This is a genomic window from Streptomyces sp. NPDC090741, from assembly GCF_044769045.1.
GTDB lineage: Bacteria > Actinomycetota > Actinomycetes > Streptomycetales > Streptomycetaceae > Streptomyces.
Genome location: NZ_JBIVXF010000007.1, coordinates 179,999 through 200,087 on the forward strand (window position 1 = coordinate 179,999; position 20,089 = coordinate 200,087).

Consider the following 20,089-nt stretch of genomic DNA (forward strand, 5'->3'; position numbering starts at 1 on the left):
GCCGGCGGATCACCGTGGCGTCGCTGCAGGCCACCCCGACGACTACCGCTGACGGGCGGCCAACAGCGCCTCCAGGGCCTGCGCGGTGTCCGGATGGCGCGTGACCAGGGCCGCGCCCGCCCGGGCCGGATCCGGCGCGGTCCACGTGCCCCCGCACCCCAGCAGGACGGCGACGGCGTCGCAGGTCTGCGGGCGGGCCCTCAGCAGCGCGGCGGCTCTGCCGCCGGCGGGCGGCACGGCTGCCACTGCCGGCTGGTCCAGCCACGGCGGCACCCACGTGTCCAGCGCCGCCAGCCGACCGGGGAAGATCCGCCCGGCCTCGCGGATCAGCAGCGGAGCCAGTTCAGCGCCGTCGGACCGCAGCGTCGTGATCAGGGTCGGCAGCCAGGGCAGCAGCACCGGATCCGGGAGCCGCGCGAACGCGTTCGACACCGCCTCCACGACGAAGTCGGCCAGCTGCGGCACCGGCTCCAGCGCGTGCAGGAATCCGCTGAGGTAGCGCGGATAGGCGGGCACGACGAGGGGGTTGCCCAGCAGTTCGTCGCACCGCGCCCGCAGCTCCGTACGGGAGAGCTGTCCGAGGTGCACCCGGGCCGCCCACAGCAGCGCCACCTTGGCCGGCTCCTGCGGATGCGACTGCGCGAAGGCCAGCTCCAGCTGGGTCCGGTCGCAGCCGAGCGACAGGGCCAGGCCCTCCATGCTGAACAGGAAGCCCAGCATCGCGGCGACCTGCCGGACGGTCGCGTCCTCGTCGGTGAACGCCGTCGGCAGCAGGGTGCAGTAGTGCGCGTAGCCCGTCTTGGCGAACGACTCGATCCACGCGGGCAGCACCGGTTCGCCGGTCCGGTAGTAGGCCAGCAGCCTCCGCACCCGCCGCAGTACCTCCGGCGCGCCGTCGACGCTGCGCTCGGTCGCCAGGATCTCCAGGGCGCGCGTGCCCAGTTCGTCGGCGAGGCGGCGGCTGCGCAGGTACAGCGTCGCGTCCTCCACGGCCTGGAGCACCGTCGCCGTCGTCGCCTGCGGCGCGTACGCGGTGCGCCGCAGGCGCTGCTCCAGGACCTGCTCGATGCTGACGCCCTCGTAACCGAGCTCGATCAGCGCCCGTTGGTGCGTGCCCAGTGCGAGGTCCCAGGACTCCTGGATGGGCCGCTCCCCGAGCCGGCGCTCGCCCATGATCGGCCGCGCCGTCCCCTGCGGCATCAGGTGGCGCAGCATCCACAGGACGTCGGAGCACTTCTCCAGTTCGGGGCGGGAGGCCATGTCCAGCAAGGCCCGCTGCACACCGCGCTGCTGGAGCCGCAGACCCAGCGGAGCGAGCCGGTCGTGTACGTCGCGCGCCAGCGGCGGCAGCGCGTCGTAGCCGACCTGGCCGATCCGGTCGCCGCCCATCATGATCTCGACGAGGCGGCGCACGTCGCGCCGGCCCGGCACCGTGTCCTTCTCGATGCAGGTGATCGCCGCGTCCTGGAAGTCGTACGGTGTGGGCTTGGCCCGGTCGCGCATGCCGGCCAGCAGGATCGACGTCTCGAAGACGGCGATCGCGTCGGCGGTGGAGGCGAGGTAGCCGGCCCGGCGGGCGGCGCGCACGATCTCCACCGACCAGCCGAGCAGTTCGGCCTCGTCCAGCCGGTCGAGTACGGGCGGACGCCGCAGGAACCCGGAGAGCATGTCGGCGGCCGTATCGGAAGCCGCCTCCGGCGCCGCCGGGGCGGGAGCCGCCTTCCGCGGCTTCGCCGCCTTCTTCGTGCCCGCCTGCCCCGCGAGCCGGAACGGCCGTATCCGCGTCCGCTTGAGGTTCTTCGCCCACTGCGTGGCCGCGATCGACACGGAACCGGCCGCGAGGCCGAACTGCTCCTCGATCGCCGCGTGACTGGACGGGATGAGGCCGTATTGCCACGTACTCGCGCTCGGCGCGCTGATCTCGAACTGGTCGGCGCCGTGGACACCGAACTCGGCGACGCGGCTGGCCGCGTGGAACGCGCCGCAGACGTACAGGCAGTCGGCGGGATCGGTGCCGGACGCGGCGAGGTGCTCGCGCATCCTGGTCCACATGTGGCGCTCGCGGTCCTCGTCCACGCGCACCCGTGCCGGGTCCCCCGGCGCCAGCCGCCGGAACAGGCTCCCGATCAGCAGCATGACCTGCCGGTACGTGTCGTGGTCGCTGTCGCCGAGGGGCAGTTCGACGTACTGGTGCCACCACTCCGACCAGTGCCGCACCCGGCCGTGGTGCAGCAGGTGCTCCTCCAGTTCGGCGAAGCGCGGGCGCAGGTCGCCGATCTCCACGCCGACCGCCTCGCCGTGCAGCGCGGCCTCCTCCTCGGCCGCCGGGGCCGCGTCCGGGTCGGCCGGCTCCCCGGCCGACCGCGCCCCGTCGTCGTCCGCCTGCCACTGGAAGACGTGGTCCGAGGAGCGGTCGACCAGGACCAGCTCGACCCCCGGCGTGTCCAGCGCGTAGGCGATGGCCTGGTACTCGGCCGAGGCCTCCGTGATCGGTGCGACCACCGACAGCGGCGCCCATTCGGCCGGGAAGCCGTCGACCTCGCTCGCGAACGCCTGCACCGCCACCGGGAGCCGGCAGTTGCGCAGCTCGGTCAGGAGCGGCGCCATGTCCTCGCAGAGCTCCAGGTAGACGACCTTGGGCTGCTTCTCCCGCAGCCGCCGCGCCATCGCGACGGCCGAGGCCGGCGAGTGGTGGCAGACGGGGAAGACCTCCAGCGGTTCGCGTACGGCGCGGTCGACGTCGTCGACGATGCCGAGGAGGATCCCCTCCAGCGCGTCGGGTCCGTCGGCGAAGGCCGTGGCGGCTTCCTGGAGCTGCGTGCGCAGCGCGTCGAAGGTCGTGCCGTGCTGTACGGGGCTCTCCTGTACGGAGGTCTCCTGTACAGGGGTCTCCTGTACAGGGCTCATGACAGGGTGGCGATCGCGTCGCGGCCGCCCTCCAGGAACTCCGGCCAGGAGCCGCCCTCTTCCTTGCTGCGCGGCTCGACGACTCCGTGCAGGTACTTGTTGAGGATGGCCAGGTCCTCCGGCTCGCGCCGCGCCAGCGATCCGACGAGCGAGGAAGCCAGCGTGTGGGCGGTCAGGGTGCGCTCGCCGAAGAAGTTGCTGTGCAGGATCGCGTCCTCGAGCACGCCGATCTGCTCGGCGGTCGACAGCGCCGACTCCAGCTTCTCGTCGTCACTGCCGGCCGCGGCCGTCGAGGCGCGCAGATCGCTGAAGCTCTGGAGCAGTACGTCGAGCAGGGTCGGCGGCACGTCCAGCTCGATCTGGTGCCGGCGCAGCAGTTCCTCGGTGCGGAAGCGGACGATCTCCTCCTCGCTCTTCTTGTTCGTCACCACGGGGATGCGGACGAAGTTGAAGCGGCGCTTGAGCGCGGAGGACAGGTCGTTGACACCGCGGTCGCGGCTGTTGGCCGTCGCGATGATGGAGAAGCCGGGCTTGGCGAAGACGATGTTCTCGCTGTCCAGCTCGGGGACCGAGATGTACTTCTCCGAAAGGATCGAGATCAGGGCGTCCTGGACGTCACTGGTGGAGCGGGTCAGCTCCTCGAAGCGCCCGATCGCGCCGGTCTCCATCGCGGTCATGATCGGCGAAGGGATCATCGACTCCCGCGACTGGCCCTTGGCGATCACCATGGACACGTTCCAGGAGTACTTGATGTGGTCCTCGGTGGTGCCTGCCGTACCCTGCACCACCAGCGTGGAGTTGCGGCAGATCGCGGCGGACAGCAGTTCGGCCAGCCAGCTCTTGCCGGTGCCGGGGTCTCCGATCAGCAGCAGGCCGCGGTCGGAGGCCAGGGTGACGATGGACCGCTCGACGAAGCTGCGGTCGCCGTACCACTTCTGGGAGATCTCCCGGTCGAGGCCGTCGGAGCGCTCGGACCCCAGGATGAACAGGCGGACCATCTTCGGGGAGAGGCGCCAGGAGAAGGGCTTGGGTCCGTCGTCGACGGACTCCAGCCAGGCCAGCTCCTCGGCGTACTTGATCTCGACAGGAGCGCGCAGCAGGTCGGACATGTCAGGGCCTTTCTCGGAATTCGCACTATTGAAGGTGTCAGGCGAGGAACGTCTTGAGCTCGTGGACGAGCTTGCGGATGTGGCCGGAGAGCACCGGCGTGCCGAGGTCCTTGAAGCGCTCCCGGAACCACGGATTGACGCTGCCTCGGCCGGAGCTGGTCACCGAGCCGACCGGGATGAACTTGGCGCCCGAGCGGTGGATGGCGGCCATGCTCTCGAACAGCGGCTCGGTCTGCCATTCGTAGAAGTCCGAGATCCACACCACGACGGTGTTGCGCGGCTCGGCGATCTTCGGCTGGGCCAGCGCCATCGCGACGGTGCCGTCGGTGCCGCCGCCGAGGTTGGTGCGCAGCAGGGTTTCGAACGGGTCGTGCACCCACGGGGTGAGGTCGAGCGCCTGGGTGTCGTACGCGATGAGGTGGACGTCCACCTTCGGCAGTCCGGCGAAGATCGAGGCCAGGATGGTGCAGTTGACCATCGAGTCGACCATCGATCCCGACTGGTCGACGACCACGATCAGCCGCTGCGGGGTCGTCTTGCGCGCGGTGTGCCGGTAGTAGAGGCGGTCTACGTAGAGCCGCTCCTCCTCCGGGCTCCAGTTGGTGAGGTTCTTCCAGATCGTCCGGTCGAGGTCGAGGTTGCGGAACACCCGCTTGGGCGGGACCGAGCGGTCCAGGGCGCCGACCGTGGCCTTCTCCACCTGGGTGCGCAACACCTCGGAGACCTCGTCGACGAAGCGGCGGATCAGGGCCTTCGCGTTGGCCAGCGCCACGCCGGACAGATTGTTCTTGTCGCGCAGCAGCTGCTCGATCAGCGACATGCTCGGGGTCAGCCGAGCGGCGAGCACGGGGTCGGCCAGCACCTCGCGCAGATGCATCCGCTTGACCAGATCGGCCTCGATGGCGCCGAGTTCCGGGCCGATTCCCCCGGCCCGGGCGCCGCGCAGCTCGCCGGGCCTGCAGCCGAGCGAACGCTCCAGCCAGCCCGCGTCGGACTGCCAGCGGGACAGCTGCCCGGCCGTGACCGTACCGGAGCCGGAGGAGAAGACGTTGAGCAGCACCTTCGAGACGAGGGCCGCGTGCCGTACCTCGGCGGCCCGGTCGCGTCCGCCGTCGCCGTCACCGGCTGCCGCGGAGTCCGGCCCGGGCTCCGGCGGTGCCATCAGACCGTCGAACTCGGCGGCCAGCTCCGGGTGGCGCTGCACGATCGAATCGACGGACGCCTGCGGGTCCAGCAACGCCGTCGGCAGGCCGAGGTCCTCGACCACGGCCAGGCTCGCGGACTCCAGCGTCACCTGCTCCTGCGGATCGAAGAGCCGGGCGAGGAGGCGCCAGTACAGCACCTGCCGGCGGTTGTCGTCGGGGACGGGAGGCGCCTCGGCTCCCTGTTCCTGTCCGGTCATTTCCGCAGCAGCCTTCCGGCTCGTTCGCGCAGCACCGCCGCGGCGTCGGTGGCGGCCTTCTCTGCCTTCACCCCGGCCTTGTCGGCCGTGCCCCCGGCCCATGCCCCGGCGTGCACCGCGACCGCCTTCTTCCGTACGGTGGTTTCGACGGCGAGCGGCTGGACGGTGAAGGTCCCGGCGTCCCAGCGGAGCAGGCCGATGCACGCGTTCGACGTGGCGACGGCTTCCGGGGTGAGGGGTCCGGCGGTCGGGATCCGGTCCGCGTCCACGGCGAAATCGGCCCCTGCGACGGTCAAAGTGAGCGCACCCTCATCGTCCGTACGGGTGGCGTAGCCCTGCAGGAAGACGGGTGCGGCGATCCGCGCCGGGTGCCGGTCCAGGGGCGCGGCAGCCGAAGCGCTCGCGGCGGACAGGGACACGCGGGCGGTGGCGAAGGCGTCGACGGCCTCGCCCGGGCGGGCGTACGCGTCGCTCCAGATCAGGTCGCCCTCGGCGGTGACCGGCATGTCGGCGAGGTCCATCGAGCGGCCTTCGCCGACCGCTGCCAGGAGCGACATGTGCGGGCGGAGCAGCTGCCACAGGCCGGCCCCGACGATCGTGTCGGGCTTCGGCGCCGAGACGCCGGCCCGCACCAGCCGGGGCGTAGTCCCGTCCGCGGGCTCGAACACCGCGTGGACCTGGGCCTGTACGGCGGTCGCGTGCTCGTGCAGGTCGACGCCGAGCGGCAGGAGCCGGCCGGTGGCCGTCCCGGTCACGGGTACGTCGGCGGCGCCGGGCAGCGTCAGCAGCAGCGCACGCGACCACAGGTCGGCCCAGCGGCGTACGGGGAAACGGTCCAGGGTGGCACCCGGGCAGGAGGCGGCCAGTTCGGCGGCGAACCCGTCGAGGAGCGTCGCCGGGCGGCGCAGCGCCGGGTCGGGAAGCATCGCGGAGACCACCGGGGCCGACGCGGAGACCAGCTCGTGGTCGATGCCCTGCCAGCCGGCGCGGGCGAGGTCGCAGAGCCAGGAGCGTGCGGCGGCGAGCAGGTTCGGCGCCTGCGGCTGCGGCCCGCCGGGGGCCGGGACGCCGTCCTCGGCGCGGGGCCGGCCGGTCACCTCCTCGACGCGGGTCGTCAGCGCATCGTGGACGGAGCCGAGCAGTGCGGTACGGGCGGCGGCGAGGGCCACGAAGTGGTCTTCGCCCGCGGCTCCGGCCGCCGTCTTCTCGGCGGCTTCGGCGACCCTGGCGGCCAGCGGGCTCCCCGCGACGGCGTCGGCGAGCTCGGACAGACCGGCGGCCTGGGCCGGCCGGGGGCGCAGGAGGCCGGCGACGAGGACCTCGTCGAAGGCGTCGACGGCGGCCAGGGCTTCGTCGAGCCCGGCGACGGTCTCGACGAGCGGGCCGGCGCGGTCCCCCGCGCTCGTGGCCACCTCCCTGGTCGGCGGGAACCACTGCATCTCGGGCAACGGTGCGGTGGTCGGCGCGAGTTCCAGGTAGGCCAGATGGCGCAGGAACCGGCTGAACACGGGCGCGGCGGCCGCGGTGTCCCCCTGCGGAGGACGGACGCCGACCATGTCGGCGGTGATGCCCGCCGCGGTCGGCTCACCGTCGGCGGCCGGGGCGTGCAGGTAGCGGGCGACGCGCGGGGCCCCGTACTGGAGCACCGCCTCGTTGATCATGGCCCGGATGTGGTTGCAGAACGAGCCCCGCGCGCCTCCGCAGGGCCGGTTGTTGTTGGTGCTGCAGGCGAACGCGTAGGTACCGGCCGCGACCGACGAGACGTAGACCCGCTCTATGTCCGATCCGCTGGACACCACGCCCTGCAGGCGTCCGTCGGCGAGTTCGACGAACGGGACCTTGGCGAGTTTGCGCGGCCGCGCGGGTGGCACCACCCGGGCCGTGCTCGACCTCTCCCAATCTGACAACGCACCCATCTCCTATGCAGCAAGGCGAGTTCCGCGCCATTCGGCGGACACTGCTGAACATAGGTGCGAGCACTGACAACGCCCTGGTCGCGGGCGGTCCTAGGCCGTGCCTTTCGGATCAGGCCGGCATGAGCCGAAAGACACGGCCTAGCCTTCCGCCAGCTGCGCCACCCAGCCGTACGGAAGCTCCGCGCCGTCGAGCGTCACCGCTTCGACGGTACGCGTCAGGGGGTCGATGTCGGCCTGCACGCCTTCCCCCGCGTACCGCGGATAGCCGGAGGCCCCGAAGTCACCGGTGGCCTCGACCACGGCGGTGCGCAGCACGCCACGCCGGGCGGAATCGCCGGGCTCGGCGAGCCCCGGGCGCAGGACGACGGTGTACCGGTCGGGGGCCGATGCGGAGGCGGGGTCGGGCTCGGCTGAGGGGTTCATGCAGCCCAGGCTAGCCACCGCCCGGCCGATCGGCCGGTATCCCGAGGCCGCGCCCCGTTCGCGTCCACCGTCCACCGTCCGGCGTCCGCCGCCCGGCCCGACCCCGCGGCGTTCGGGCGGCTCAGCGTCCCGGCCCCGCACCGGTTCCGGCACCGGTTCCGGCACCGGTTCCCGCATGACCGGTGCCGGCACCGGTGCGGGGTTCCACTTGGCGCAGTTCGGCGAGGAGTTCGCTCTGGCCTGCCAGCAGCTCCGTCAGGATGCGGCGGGCCGCGCGCAGGAGCTCGGCGACGTCGCCCCCGGCGAGGGCGTAGTTGACGGTCGCGCCCTCGCGCGTGGAGACGACGATGCCGGAGCGGCGCAGGACCGCCAGTTGCTGGGACAGGTTGGACGGCTCGATGTCGATCTCTGCCAGGAGTTCGCGTACGGGCCTCGGACCGTTCTGCAGGAGCTCCAGAACACGAATCCTGACGGGGTGTCCGAGCATGCGGAAGAACTCGGCTTTCGCCTGGTACAGGGGTACCTGCTTGCCCACGAACGCTCCCGCCGTTGCTTCGACCCGTATATGCGGTCCGGGGCCGGTGAGTTGCCCGCGCCCCTTGCACCCATCATTCCGCCCGGCGGGCCCACGCGCGTCCCTGCTTGACCAATTTCGGATGTGCCGGATTGAAGAGTTCTTCAATTCGTGGGCATGCGTGGGCTCAAGGAAGCGGCGCCTAGAGCTCCAAGGCGGATTCGATGCGCTTGAGCTGGTGCCGGGCCATGGCCAGATTGGAGTTCGCCTTGTTCAGCACGACATACAGGAACAGCCCGTTGGTCCCCCGGCCCCGCAGCAGCCGGATCAGGTGGTACTGATTCCCGAGGGTGATGAGCAGGTCTTCGATCTCGTCGTCCAGGCCGAGCATTTCCATCGTGCGGACCTTGGCCCGGATCACATCGGTGTTTCCCGCCGCGGCGACCGCCAGGTCGAGGTCCTTGCCGCCACCGAGCGTCCCCAGTGCCATTCCGCTGGTGTAGTCGACCAGGGCAACCCCCAGGGTGCCCTCGATCGAGGTCATCGTCTCCTTCAACGAGACTTCCACATTCGCCATCGGCGCCCGCTCCCTCATCTCCGCGTTCACGGCCGGCGCCCGCTTGCGCTGCACACCGGACCACTTGTGAGGCTGACGCTACTGAGCGTGCGCGGAAGCGTGGGGAGAACGGGAGATTTGACGGAAAACCTCCCATCCTTCGTCTAAGATCCGCCCGGCACAAACGACCGTGCCCGCGTCCGGTCAGCGGTTCCCGGACCGGCCGACGTCGAACCGCGTGATCGCGCCGTGCTCCAGTGCCACGTACAGGGCGCCGTCCGGACCGAAGGCCAGGCCGTGGGGCTCGCTCCCGGGCGGGTCGAGCGGGTACGAGCCGACCCGGCCCGCCGGGGTGATGCAGCCGATCCGGCCCGAGCCCCACTCGGTGAACCACAGGCGGCCGTCCGGGCCGGCGGTGATCGCGTGGGGGCGGCAGGCCGCGTCGGCGAGCGGAAACTCGGTGATCTCACCGAGGGGCGTGATCCGTCCGATCCGCCCGGCCCCGATCTCGGTGAACCACAGCGCCCCGTCGGCGCCCGCGCAGATCCCCACGGGGGCGGCCTGTGCGGTGGGCAGCGGGTGCACGGTGACGTTCCCGTCAGTGGTGATCCGCCCCACCGCGTGCGCCTGGTTGAGGGTGAACCACAGCGCGCCGTCCTCCCCCGCCGTGATCATGGATGGGAACGCGCCGGCCACGGGCAGCGGGAACTCCCGGACCTCGCCGTCCGTGGTGATCCGGCCGATCCGGTCGGTGTGCAGCTGTGTGAACCAGAGGGCGCCGTCGGGGCCCGCGGTGATGCCGTACGGGCCGCCGCCGGGGCCGGGGAGGGCGTACGAGCAGGCCTCGCCGCCGGTCGTGATGCGGCCGATCCGGTGGTCCTGGGTGCGGGTGAACCAAAGGGCGCCGTCCGGTCCTGCCGTGATGATCGATGGACCGCAGGAGGCCGAGTCCAGTGCGTAGGTGGCGAGTTGTCCGTCGGGATCCAGGCGGGCGACGGCGCCGCCATGGACGAGGGTGCACCACAGCGCGCCGTCGGGGCCGACGGTGAGCGCGTACGGGCCCGAGGCCGGATCCGGGACGGGGAACGCGGTGAGTGCGCGCCGCCCGGGGGACTCGGGAGACGTCGGAGAAGGTACGGGCACGGTGCCCCTTTCAGGGAGTGGGACGTGGACACAAGGGCGTCATGCGGCCGGCGGGGCCGCCTGGGCGTGCGCGTGTGCGTGTGCGTTCGCGTGTGCGTGTGCGTTCGCGTGTGCGCTCGCGTGCAGCGCCAGCCGGCGCCCCCGCCACCGGGCACGCAGCATCCGGTCGTGGCTGACGAGGACGACCGCTCCCGGGAAGCCGGCGAGGGCGGCCTCCAACTCCTCGACCAGCGCCGGGGAAAGGTGGTTGGTCGGCTCGTCCAGCAGGAGCACATCGGCCGGTTCGCAGACCATGCGGGCCAGCGCGAGCCGCTGCCGCTGCCCCGCGGAGAGGTCTGCGATCCGCACGTGCAGGCAAGACCGGTCGAACAGGCCCAGGCCCAGCAGCCGTTCGGCGTGCTCCTCGGCGCTTCCCGCCCGCTGCCGCCCGAACGCGGCGAGCGCACTGTGGCCGGCCGGACCGGGCTCGGCCAGCTGCGGCAGGTAAGCCGTCCGCACCCCGCCGGAACGTACGACGTGCCCCCGGTCCGGGACGACCGCGCCGGCCAGGATGTCCAACAGGGTGGTCTTGCCCGCCCCGTTCGCGCCCGTGACCAGGATGCGGTCACCTGCCGAGAGGCTCAGGCCGACGGGTGCCAGCCGCCCCGCCACCTCGACGCCGTTCGCCTCCAGCAGCAGGCCCCGCGCACCGCCGCTCCGCAGCGAGGGTGAGAAGCGCAGCGGCTCCGGCGGCGCGGGAACCGGGTGCGCGAGGAGCCGGTCCAGGCGCTCCCTGGCGTTGCGGACCCGGGAGGCCAGCGAGGACTGCACCCGGCCCGCCGCACGGTCGTACGCCATCTTGTTTCCGTCCTTCATCGCCCGGCCGGGCGCCACCCGGCGGGCCGTGACCGAAGCGGTCTCGCGCAGCCGGGCCACCTCTGTGCGCCAGGCTGCGTGGGCGTCGGCCCGGCGCTGCCCTTCGGCGGTCCTGCCGGCCAGATAGCCGGCGTAGCCGTTGCCGTACCGGGTGACGACGTGGCGGTCTCCGTCCACCTCCCACAGCGCAGTGGTCACCCGGTCGAGGAACACGCGGTCGTGCGAGACGGCGACCGTCGTGCCGGCGCGGCCCCGCAGGTGGTCTTCGAGCCAGTTCAGGGCGTTGTCGTCGAGGTGGTTGGTGGGTTCGTCGAGGAGCAGAACCTCGGGAGCGGCCACGAGCAGGGCGGCGAGGCGCAGGCGGACCTGTTCCCCGCCCGAGAGGCCGCCGACGGCGCGGTCCCGGTCCAGTTTCACCAGGCCGAGGCCGTTCAGGGTCCGCTCGACGCGGGCGTCTGCGTCGTAACCGCCGCGCAGTTCGTACGCGGCCAGCAGGTCGGCGTACTCCGCGAGGACGGGGGGCCGGCCCGCGTCCTGTCCCGGCAGGTGCTCGATCCCGTCGGCCATGGCCGCTTCGAGCAGGCGCATCCGCCGCTCCATGGCACGCAGTTCGCTCAGGGCGCGGCCGAGGATCCGCTGCACGGTGTGGTGGGCGGGGAGCTGCTCCTCCTGCGCGAGGTGGCCGATCCCGCCGTCGGCGTGAGCGAAGACCTCGCCGCGGTCGGGTACCTCCAGCCCGGCGAAGAGGCGGAGCAGGGTGGACTTGCCGGAGCCGTTCTCCCCCACGATGCCGAGGCGGCCGCCGGCGGGAACGGAGCAGCTGACCGCGTCCAGGACGAGGCGGCCGTCGTAGGACTTGGTGACGTCAAGGGCGCTGAGCTGTGGGGTCATGGGGGTCTGCCGATCCGTCGCGGTGGGTGGCGGGCGCGGGTGCATGCGTGGTGTGCGCACTGCTGTGGACCATCGGAACCACTCCCTAAAAGCGACGTCGGTTGCGTTAAGATCCTGACATGGACTCTCCTTCCTCCGCAAGCGATCTTCCTGAACCGGCCGTCCGCAGGCGCACCGGCGGCCGCACCGCACGTGTCCGCGGCCAAGTCCTCGCGGCGGTCGGGGAGCTGCTGGTCGAGGACGGCTGCGACAGCCTCACCGTGGACGCGGTCGCGGGCCGCGCGGGCGTCCACCGCACCACCGTCTACCGCAGGTGGCGGGACGTGGGCGGGCTGCTCGCCGATCTGCTCGACTCCGCGGCGGACGACTCCTGGAGCCCACCGGACACGGGCTCACTGGAGGAGGATCTGGTGGCCCTGAACCAGGAGGTGTTCGACGCCCTCGCCGACGGCCCGACCCTGACGACGGTCCTGATCACGGCGTCCTTCCGGTTCGACGAAGCCGCCCGGGCCCTGAGCCGCTTCTGGGACGACCGCCACGCACGCTCGGCGCCGGTCGTCCTGCGGGCGGTGGCCCGGGGTGAGGCTCCCGCGGCCACCGACCCGCGCGCCGTGCTCGTCACCGCGACGGCCCCGCTCTACCACGAGCTCCTGCTGCTCCGGGCCGCACCGGACCCCGCGCTCCCGCGCCGCGCCGCCCGCGCCGCGGCCGCGGCGGCGCGGGCGGGCGCCTTTGCCGCCCCAGCCCCCTAAGGCAGTCGCCGGGACTACCGCCTGCGGTCCACCACCGCCAGCAGCTTCCCGCTGGTCGCCGTACGGTCCAGATCGGCTCCGTCCACCACCTCGACCGCGAAATCGAGCAGCTTCTCGCCCACCGCCGACCCCAGCTCCGGGTACGCGGCCAGGAACGCCTCCCGCGCCCGCTCCGGATCCGGAGCGTGGGCGCTCTCCAGCCTTACGGTGAGGCCCTCGCGGGCCGCCCCGGCCGTCAGGACGGCCTGGAGCTCACCGCCGTACCCTAGGTGCTCCCCGGCGATGGCCACGAAGCGCCGGTAGTTGAGGAAGTACGTCGCCACCCGCATCACCTCGCCCAGCCGGCCCAGCAGCTCGAAGCGCGGCGCGTGGCTGCCGCACGGGCAGCGCCCGGGCAGCGCGCGCCCGAGGTCTCCGATCACGTACCGGTCGAGGTGCTGGCCGCGCCGGGCGCGGGTGGTGAAGACGAGCCTGCCGGTCTCCCCCGGGGCCACGGGCCGGTCCTCGTCGGCATCGACGATCTCCAGCGTGTGCAGGTCGGCGTGGAGGTGGTGGACGCTGCCGCCGCTCTCCGTGCACTGGTAGCCGAGCGGGCCGAGGTCCGTGCTGCCGTAGGTGATGGAGTGGATGACCTCGATGCGATAGGTCTCGGTCAGCGTCCTGCGCTGCTCCTCGGTGAAGTGCTCCCCGCCGTAGTAGATCTTACGGAGGCCTCCGTACGAGCGGAGCAGGTCCGCCTCCTCGTGCAGGAGCTGCCAGAGGTACGAGGGCATGCCGAACAGCGTGTCCACCTCGTACGCGGCGATCATCTCCGCGGTGGCGCGGTGGTCGGAGCCGGCCGCCATCGGCATCTGGACGCCGCCGAGCCGCTCCAGGATGGAGAAGAAGCTGATGAACCCGCCGTACATGCCGCCGCAGTAGAAGAGGTTGGCCGTACGGTCCCGGGCCGGGTCGTAGCCGGCGGCGAGGAGACCGCGGGCGGCGGCGTGCATCTGCGTGTCGTAGTCCTCGTACGTGAACAGCGACAGGGCGGGCGTACCGGTACTGCCACCGCTGCGGAAGTACAGCTCGGCATCTCCGCGGTCGACCTCGCGGTTGAGGTCCTGGACGGCGGCCTTGTCCAGGAGCGGCCCGGTGGGCGGCGCGAAGACGGCCGGCCGGGCGAGGTCGTCGAGGCAGGCGGTGGCGGCGAAGCGCGCGTCGGCCTGGACGGCGACGCGGCGGCTGTAGCGCTGGAGGGCGTAGACGCCGTCGTGCGGTTCACCGGCGTAGCCCGCGGTCATGGCCCCGACGGGGGTGACGCGGGTGGCTCCGGCAGCCAGTACCAGGGCGGAGAGCTCGGCGATGTCGGTGCGGCTGCCCGCGACGCCGGCCGTCTGGAGGTAGCGGCGCATGGGGCGCAGCGCGGCGATGAGGTCCTTGCGGGGCAACGGCTTGACCCAGACGCTCCGGTGCAGCGGTGAGGCGGTGAGGGCGGGGCGGGTGTCGGCCATGACGCGCCAGGTGCCGTCGGGGGCGGCCAGGACGCGGGTGAGACCCAGGTGCTCCTCCAGACGGGCGAGGTGCTCGGTCGTGGTCAGTTCGGCGTACTCGGCCGGATCGAGGTCGCGATCCGACGCGGCGGGCGCGGGCTGCGCGGCCAGGGCGGCGGCGAGGCGCTCGGCGAACGCGTGCAGGACCTCGGTGTTCGCGGCATCGGTGTCGAGGTAGACGACCTGGGGGCTGGAGCAGGCCTGCTGCTCGAAGAGGCAGACGTCCCCGGCCAGGGCGGTCACCGTCGCCTCGTCGGCCCAGGCGTCCTGCGTGACGTAGGCGAAGGAGATCTTGTGTCCCCACTCCACCAGGCGGCAGCCGGCCGGGACATGGGCGGCGACGCCCTCGACGGCGCTCTCGCCGCCCCAGACCGCGACGGCGTCGGCGGGTGCGCACATCAGGCGCAGCCAGTCCTGGCGGGAGGAGGGGAAGCGGAGCACGATGATGCGCTCGGCGAGGGCGCCGGTCGGGTCCTGCGCGGCGAGTTCGGCGAGGAGGTGCTGGGCGAGGAAGGTGTCGGCGCTGCTGGTCTTGAGGACGTTGACGTTGCCGGCGAGGAGTCCCTCGATCAGGCTGAGCGGGGCGACGGTGGCCGCATTGCCGGGGGCTATGTGGGCGACGAGGCCGACGGGCGCCCAGGCCTCGTACACCGTTTCCTTGGCGTCGGGGCGGTTCAGCCGCTGCGGGGCGGTGCCGCCCAGCTCGCGGCGGAGCTTGCGGGTGAGGGAGGAGCGGCCGAGGAACTCGGCGAGTTCGGCCAGGAGTTCCTCCCGGTCCGCGTCACCGCCCTCGGGCAGGTGCGGAGCCAGCCGCTCCCGTACCCGGTGGCCGGGGTCGCGCAGGGCGCGGGAGAGGGCGTCGCAGGCGGCCAGTACGGTCTCGGTGTCCAGCGGCGCGGCGAGCGCGGTCTCGACGGCGGCGGGCAGGGTGGCCAGTCGGCGGGCGGCCTCGTCGTCCCCGATGAAGGTGCCCTGCCAGTAGTGGTGGTTGAGGTTGATGGTGTCGGTCACGACATTCCCTTCATCAGTTCGGCGGCGGCCACGGCACAGCTGCGGTTGCGGCTGACCCCGGCCCGGCCGTGGATGGTGAACCACGGGGTGGTCAGCTCGCAGCCGCACTCCTCGCCCGGGTGGAGCGAGGCGAGGTCGCCCATGACGACGCTCTGCGCCGGTACGGAGGTGATGTACGGGGACACCAGGTGCAGGTATCCGCGCTCGCCGTACGGCAGCGGTTCGAGGGTGCGGGTCGAGCGGATGAACACGCGGGACCAGACGGGCGCATGGAGGTTGTGGTGCGCGCACTCGATGTACGGGATGCAGTGCTCGACCGAGCCGAAGGTGTCCCGGATCCGCTCCGAGGGGACGCCCAGCTGCTCGGTGACGCGGGCGTACAGCTCGTGTTTCCCGATCTGCCGGTCGGTGTGGCCCTTCCAGCCGCCGCCGAGGATGATCAGGGAGCCTTCCGGCAGCTCCAGCGGCGGGAGGCCCATGGCCCGCATCCGCTCCAGCGTGAACCAGAGGAACGCCGGGAAGCCGAGGATGCGGACGGGTACGTCGTCCTCGGCGAAGCGGCGCAGCGCGGCGACGCAGCCGAACGGGTCGAACTCGTGCCCGTTTCCGGTGTTGCGCAGGGCGTACTCGACCTGCCGGGCCGGGGCGAAGTCGCACAGGTAGTTGTCGGTGAACGAGGTGCCCAGGTTGAGGTCGCGGGCGGGCTCGTAGCTGTAGAGCAGGTAGTTGACCGGCTGGTCGGGGGTGATCCAGCCGTTGTGGTCGAAGATGCGGGCGACCATGCGCTGGGCGGAGCGGATGGTCCACTCGTCGAAGAACATCTGCGACTTCTGTCCGGTGGTCCCGGAGGAGGTCAGGTGGAGGTGGACCTCTTCCTCGGGTATGGACAGGACCTCGTGGCGCTTGAAGAAGTTCGCGTGCACCAGGGGCGCCCGGTACGGGGTGTCCGGCCGCGCGCCGTCGTCGTACAGGCTGCGGAAGAACGGGGAGCGCTCGCGGTGCCAGTCGTTGATCTCCGCCATGGCGGCGGTGAACAGCTCCTCCTCGGCGGGACCCGAGGTGTAGGGCCCGGTCAGGTCGCAGAGCTGCTGCACCCGGCCGAGGGCGGCGGCGTCGGGGACGTCGACGGGGGCGAGATGGGGTTTCGCGGGGGTCGCGGAAGGGGGCGTGGAAGGAGTCGCGGAAGGGCGCGTGGAAGGGGTCATGAAGCAACCTCACGTACGGGCAGATGCGTCGACGCCCAGGCCGACACGTAGGAATCGAGGAAGGGCCGCAGCGGCGGGTCGACGACCAGCCCGCGGAAATCGATGTGCTCGGCGGTCCGGGACATCACCACGTAGTCGTGGAAGCCGTCCCCGTCCCGGCGCATGGCCGGATACAGGGCACCGGCGATGAAGCCCTGGGCGGCGAAGGCGGAGAGCGCGGCGTGGTGTTCCAGCGGGACGAGCGCCTCCACGTAGCCCGCGCCGGCGCGGGTCAGGGTGCGGGTGACCGGCTCCAGCCAGCCGGCGGCGGCCGCCGGGTCGGGGTGGGCGGTGACCAGGGCGCAGTAGCCGCCGGTGCGGTTGAGGTAGGCGTACACCTCGAAGCCGCCGTCGTCGGGGGTGAGCAGGATGTTGGGGGTGTGCAGCGGGTAGAACCAGCGGCCGGTGTCGGGGAAGTGCTCGTGGAAGCGGCGGCGGACGAAGGCCGGCGCCTCGATCATCTCCAGTCGGCGGGGGGCGGGCCCGGCGGGCACCGGTCGGGGCGGTGTGGGCCGGGCGTCCGCGTAGCTGATGCCGAGGCTGGCCTCGGCGGTGCGCAGCAGGGGCAGCAGGGAGGCGGGGACCTCGGCGACGGGCACCCGGCGGTCCAGCACCCCGGGCGAGTGACGCGCGTAGAGTGCGAGGCTTTCGCGGCTGCTGAGATCCACGGCGTTGGGCAGGATCCCGAGCGGGCGGAAGCCGTTGCGGGCCACGACGCGCTGGGGTCCGGCGCTGACGGTACGGACGGTGGCGTACACCGAGTCGAGCTTCCCGGCGTCGAGGGTGCCGGCGCACACGGCCTCGGTCAGCTGCCCGGCGAGCCCGGATCCGCGCTGGTCGGGGTGGACGGCAAGCCCTTCGAGGCGGCCGATGCGGCTGCCGGGTTCGCTGTGGACCGCCGCCGATCCGGCGAGGGCGCCGGTACGGGGGCAGCGCGCGACGAGCCAGAGCGTGTGCGGATCCTGGATCAGCCGGGACATCTCGGCGGGGTCGGTGCCGAGGGCGGTCGGGTAGTGCGGGCCGTAGACGGCGTAGTAGAGCTGGCGGAGATCGGCGATGTCGGCCGGGGTGGCCTGCTCGATCGCGGCGGTCATCGCGTGCCTCCTGCGGGGGTGGGCTCCGGCGCGGGAGCCGGGTCTGGTGCCTCCGCCGGGCGGGAGTGGCCGGGCAGCAGGGCCAGGGCGAGGGCGGCGGGCACGAGCCCGGCCGCCTGGATCAGGCAGAGCGTCTGGGCGGAGAGGTGGTCGCCGAGGAATCCGAAGAGCAGCGAGGCGACCGGGAAGGTCGCGCCGAGCACGGCCTGCATGACGGCGAAGAACGCGGGCTTGTCGGCGGCCGGGACCAGCCGCTGGAACAGGGCCACGAAGCGGACTCCGATCACCCCGACGCACCAGCCGGTCAGCAGCAGGGACCCGGCGATGACGGGCCGTGCGGCGATCAGACCGGGGACGGCGAGGGCGGCCGCCATCACGCCCAGGCACGCGGTGCCGACCACGGCGGGCCGGCCGGGCACCCGGGCGCCGGTGAAGGAGCCGACGAGCGTGCCCACGCCGAGCGAGGCCTCCAGGAGGGCGACGGTGCCGCCGTCGCCGTGCAGCACGGAGGCGGTGTACAGCGGCATGACGACGAAGACGGCCGTGGTGAAGAGGTTGGCCGCGGTGAAGCAGAGCAGGATGCCGCGGACGTACGGCATGGAGCCCAGCAGCTGACGCAGTGTCCGCCGCGGCGCCCGCTCCCCACCGGCGGCGGCACCGGCGGCGGCATCGGCGGCGGGGTGTTCCGCGGTGCGGAACCGTACGGTCGCGATGAGCAGGGCGGCCGTCGCGTAGGCGGCGGCGCAGCCGACGGCGAGGCCGGCCACCCCGGCCGCGTCCACGACGAGGGCGCCGAGCAGGGCTCCGCCGAGGCTCGCCAGCGACTGGGTGGACAGCTCGAAGCCGGTCGCGGCCTCGATGTCCGCGTCGTCGACCAGCTCGGGCACGGAGGTGGTCAGGCAGGGGTCGAAGAAGGCCTGGCAGGTCGCCAGGGCGAGGGCGGCGGCGTACGCCGCCGCGACCGGGAGCTCGCTCGCGCCGGCCCACACGGCCAGCGCGGCGGCGGCGGCTCCCGCTCCCCCGGCCGCGGTGCGCAGCAGCGAGCGGTGGGCGAAGCGGGCGATGGCGCGGGCGACGAGCGGGGCCAGGACCACGGCGGGCAGCGTGCTGACGGCCATGAACAGGCCGGCCGCGAAACCTCCGTCACCGGAGGCGGCGTCGCTGATGAGCCACCAGGAGACGCCCACCTGGAACATGCGTACGGCGGCCTGGGTGAGGACTTGGCCGAGCCATACGGTGCCGAAGGCGCGGTTGCGCAGGACGAGGGGCAGTCGGCGGGCGGGCACGGTGGGCGTCGTCATGCCGTCGGCCTCTCGTCGAGGACGCGCACCAGCTTGCCGGAGCGGGAGTTGACCACCAGGTCGCGGTGGCGGACCCACTCGACGCGCAGCGGGTGCACGAATCCGCTGGCGACACTGTCGGGGTAGAGGGGCCGGGTGGTGTTCAGCCCGGTGACGACCGCCTTGGCCAGGACCTCCAGGCCGGCCGCGTCCTGGCCGGGGGCGGTGCCGGGGGCGGTGGCCAGGCGCAGGACGAGGCCGTCGCGCCCCTCCCAGCGGCGTACGACGAGCTGCATGCCGGTGACACGGCAGTCGGCGTCGGCCTCGGCGACGGCGTTCGTGACGTCCTGCCAGTACAGCGAGACGGGGCCGACGCGTACGCCTTCCTCGGCCCGGCCGAGGATGCGGAACGCGCCGCCTTCGGTGTCGGTCCACTCCGCGCGGTCGCCCGCGGGGTAGCGGATGACGGGCATGAGGCGGCGGTAGAGCTGGGTGACGACGACCCTTCCGGGGCGGCCCGGCTCGTGGATCGGTTCGCCGGTCGTCTCGTCCAGGATCTCGACGAGGGTGTGCGGGGCGAACGGGCGGTGCGTACGCGTGTCTTCGCCCGCTCCGGGCACGGGCCGGCCGAGGAGGCCGCCGTCGACGCTGGCGTAGCCGAGCGAGCGGGGTGTGGCCTGGGGGAAGGCCGCCGAGAGGAGGCGGCGCTGGTCGTCGAAGAGGGCTTCGCCGCCGAAGAACAGGAATTCCACGCCGGGCAGTTGGCGGCCGGCCGAGGTCAGGTGCTCGGCGAGGCGGCACAGCGTGGTCGGCGTACCGGCGACGACGTCGGCGGCGAAGTCCTCGATCGTGGCGAGCGTCGACTCCAGCGGTGCGCCGCCGCCTATGGGCAGGCGGACGTTGGCTACGGGGGCGTGCGCGAGCGAGTCCAGGATGAACAGGAAGCTGGCGTAGAGCTCACCGGCGTAGAAGAGGTCAGCCACCCGGTGCCCGGGCCGCAGGCCCGCGTCGACCATGCCGGAGCCGAATGCGGTGACGAACTCCTCCCATTCCTCACGGGTGTAGCAGGAGAACCGCGGCGTGCCCGTGGTACCGCCCGTCTTGAACACGACCGCTTCCCCGAGGGGGGCGGTCAGGACCCGGTTGTCGCTCAGGGTATTGGCGGCCCAGAACGCGTCCTGGTCCACTACGGGCACGTCGGTGATCCCGCTCACGTGCGGTGGCAGGTCCGCGTAGAGCTCGGCGTAGAAAGGGGAACGGTCGCGGGCGAAACGCACGAGGTCTGAAAACTGCTGGACGGGCATGCTGCCTTTACCTCGAAAGATGAAAGATGAAAGTTGGAATAGGCGGGAGACAGGCGGCGCACGCGTCGGGGAGTGGTGGAACTCACACCACTCTCATCCGTTGATCAGTCAACAATGCGGACGTTGCGCACAGTTGGCGAGCGCGGCGCTGACCTG

Annotated in this window: 14 protein-coding genes and 1 pseudogene; 1 reads left to right on the forward strand and 14 read right to left on the reverse strand. The window is 72.5% G+C overall.

Annotated elements, in window-relative coordinates:
- Positions 1 to 42: 42 nt before the first annotated feature.
- The 9 genes and pseudogenes from ACIQU4_RS20685 to abc-f form a co-directional block, all read right to left on the reverse strand.
- Entirely contained in the window at positions 43 to 2,907 is a 2,865-nt protein-coding gene (locus tag ACIQU4_RS20685; RefSeq protein ID WP_403732560.1) for a hypothetical protein, read from the reverse strand.
- A complete protein-coding gene (locus ACIQU4_RS20690) occupies positions 2,904 to 4,016 on the reverse strand; it encodes an AAA family ATPase (RefSeq protein ID WP_403732563.1) in 1,113 nt (370 codons plus the stop codon). Before ACIQU4_RS20690 ends, ACIQU4_RS20685 begins: the two co-directional genes overlap by 4 nt.
- A gap of 37 nt (positions 4,017 to 4,053) precedes the next feature.
- Positions 4,054 to 5,418 carry a VWA domain-containing protein gene (locus tag ACIQU4_RS20695; protein ID WP_403732567.1) on the reverse strand — a complete coding sequence of 455 codons (1,365 nt, stop codon included), beginning with the start codon at positions 5,416 to 5,418 and terminating at the stop codon, positions 4,054 to 4,056.
- A pseudogene (locus tag ACIQU4_RS20700) lies at positions 5,415 to 6,852 on the reverse strand (hypothetical protein). The gene ACIQU4_RS20695 and the pseudogene ACIQU4_RS20700 overlap by 4 nt, the downstream one beginning before the upstream one ends.
- Positions 6,853 to 7,472: 620 nt before the next feature.
- Positions 7,473 to 7,757 (reverse strand): hypothetical protein, encoded by a 285-nt coding sequence (locus ACIQU4_RS20705; RefSeq protein ID WP_387292899.1) that lies wholly within the window; start codon positions 7,755 to 7,757, stop codon positions 7,473 to 7,475.
- A gap of 121 nt (positions 7,758 to 7,878) precedes the next feature.
- On the reverse strand, positions 7,879 to 8,292 hold the full coding sequence (locus ACIQU4_RS20710) for an ArsR/SmtB family transcription factor (RefSeq protein WP_403732570.1): 414 nt from the start codon (positions 8,290 to 8,292) through the stop codon (positions 7,879 to 7,881).
- A gap of 181 nt (positions 8,293 to 8,473) precedes the next feature.
- Positions 8,474 to 8,848 (reverse strand): hypothetical protein, encoded by a 375-nt coding sequence (locus ACIQU4_RS20715; RefSeq protein ID WP_403732573.1) that lies wholly within the window; start codon positions 8,846 to 8,848, stop codon positions 8,474 to 8,476.
- A 183-nt stretch (positions 8,849 to 9,031) separates the two neighbouring features.
- The gene (locus ACIQU4_RS20720) at positions 9,032 to 9,970 is read right to left on the reverse strand and encodes a virginiamycin B lyase (protein WP_403732576.1); all 939 of its coding nucleotides are present in this window, start codon (positions 9,968 to 9,970) and stop codon (positions 9,032 to 9,034) included.
- Positions 9,971 to 10,009: 39 nt separating this feature from the next.
- Entirely contained in the window at positions 10,010 to 11,716 is a 1,707-nt protein-coding gene (gene abc-f, locus ACIQU4_RS20725; protein ID WP_403732578.1) for a ribosomal protection-like ABC-F family protein, read from the reverse strand.
- A 119-nt stretch (positions 11,717 to 11,835) separates the two neighbouring features.
- Between abc-f and ACIQU4_RS20730 the strand changes: the two genes are divergently transcribed.
- Positions 11,836 to 12,468 carry a TetR/AcrR family transcriptional regulator C-terminal ligand-binding domain-containing protein gene (locus ACIQU4_RS20730; protein WP_403732581.1) on the forward strand — a complete coding sequence of 211 codons (633 nt, stop codon included), beginning with the start codon at positions 11,836 to 11,838 and terminating at the stop codon, positions 12,466 to 12,468.
- A 14-nt stretch (positions 12,469 to 12,482) separates the two neighbouring features.
- Here the strand turns inward: ACIQU4_RS20730 and ACIQU4_RS20735 are convergent, their stop codons facing one another.
- Genes ACIQU4_RS20735 through ACIQU4_RS20755 form a run of 5 tightly spaced genes read right to left on the reverse strand, consistent with a single transcriptional unit; the run spans position 12,483 to position 19,933 of the window.
- A complete protein-coding gene (locus tag ACIQU4_RS20735; RefSeq protein ID WP_403732583.1) occupies positions 12,483 to 15,011 on the reverse strand; it encodes an aldehyde dehydrogenase family protein in 2,529 nt (842 codons plus the stop codon).
- A complete protein-coding gene (locus ACIQU4_RS20740; RefSeq protein WP_403732586.1) occupies positions 15,008 to 16,216 on the reverse strand; it encodes an acyl-protein synthase in 1,209 nt (402 codons plus the stop codon). Before ACIQU4_RS20740 ends, ACIQU4_RS20735 begins: the two co-directional genes overlap by 4 nt.
- Positions 16,213 to 17,349, reverse strand: a complete 1,137-nt coding sequence (locus ACIQU4_RS20745) for a GNAT family N-acetyltransferase (protein WP_403732589.1) — start codon at positions 17,347 to 17,349, stop codon at positions 16,213 to 16,215. Before ACIQU4_RS20745 ends, ACIQU4_RS20740 begins: the two co-directional genes overlap by 4 nt.
- A complete protein-coding gene (locus ACIQU4_RS20750; RefSeq protein ID WP_403732592.1) occupies positions 17,346 to 18,650 on the reverse strand; it encodes an MFS transporter in 1,305 nt (434 codons plus the stop codon). The genes ACIQU4_RS20745 and ACIQU4_RS20750 overlap by 4 nt, the downstream gene beginning before the upstream one ends.
- Positions 18,647 to 19,933: a phenylacetate--CoA ligase family protein gene (locus ACIQU4_RS20755; protein ID WP_403732595.1), complete on the reverse strand. Its 1,287-nt coding sequence runs from the start codon at positions 19,931 to 19,933 to the stop codon at positions 18,647 to 18,649. The genes ACIQU4_RS20750 and ACIQU4_RS20755 overlap by 4 nt, the downstream gene beginning before the upstream one ends.
- Between the last annotated feature and the right edge of the window lie 156 nt (positions 19,934 to 20,089).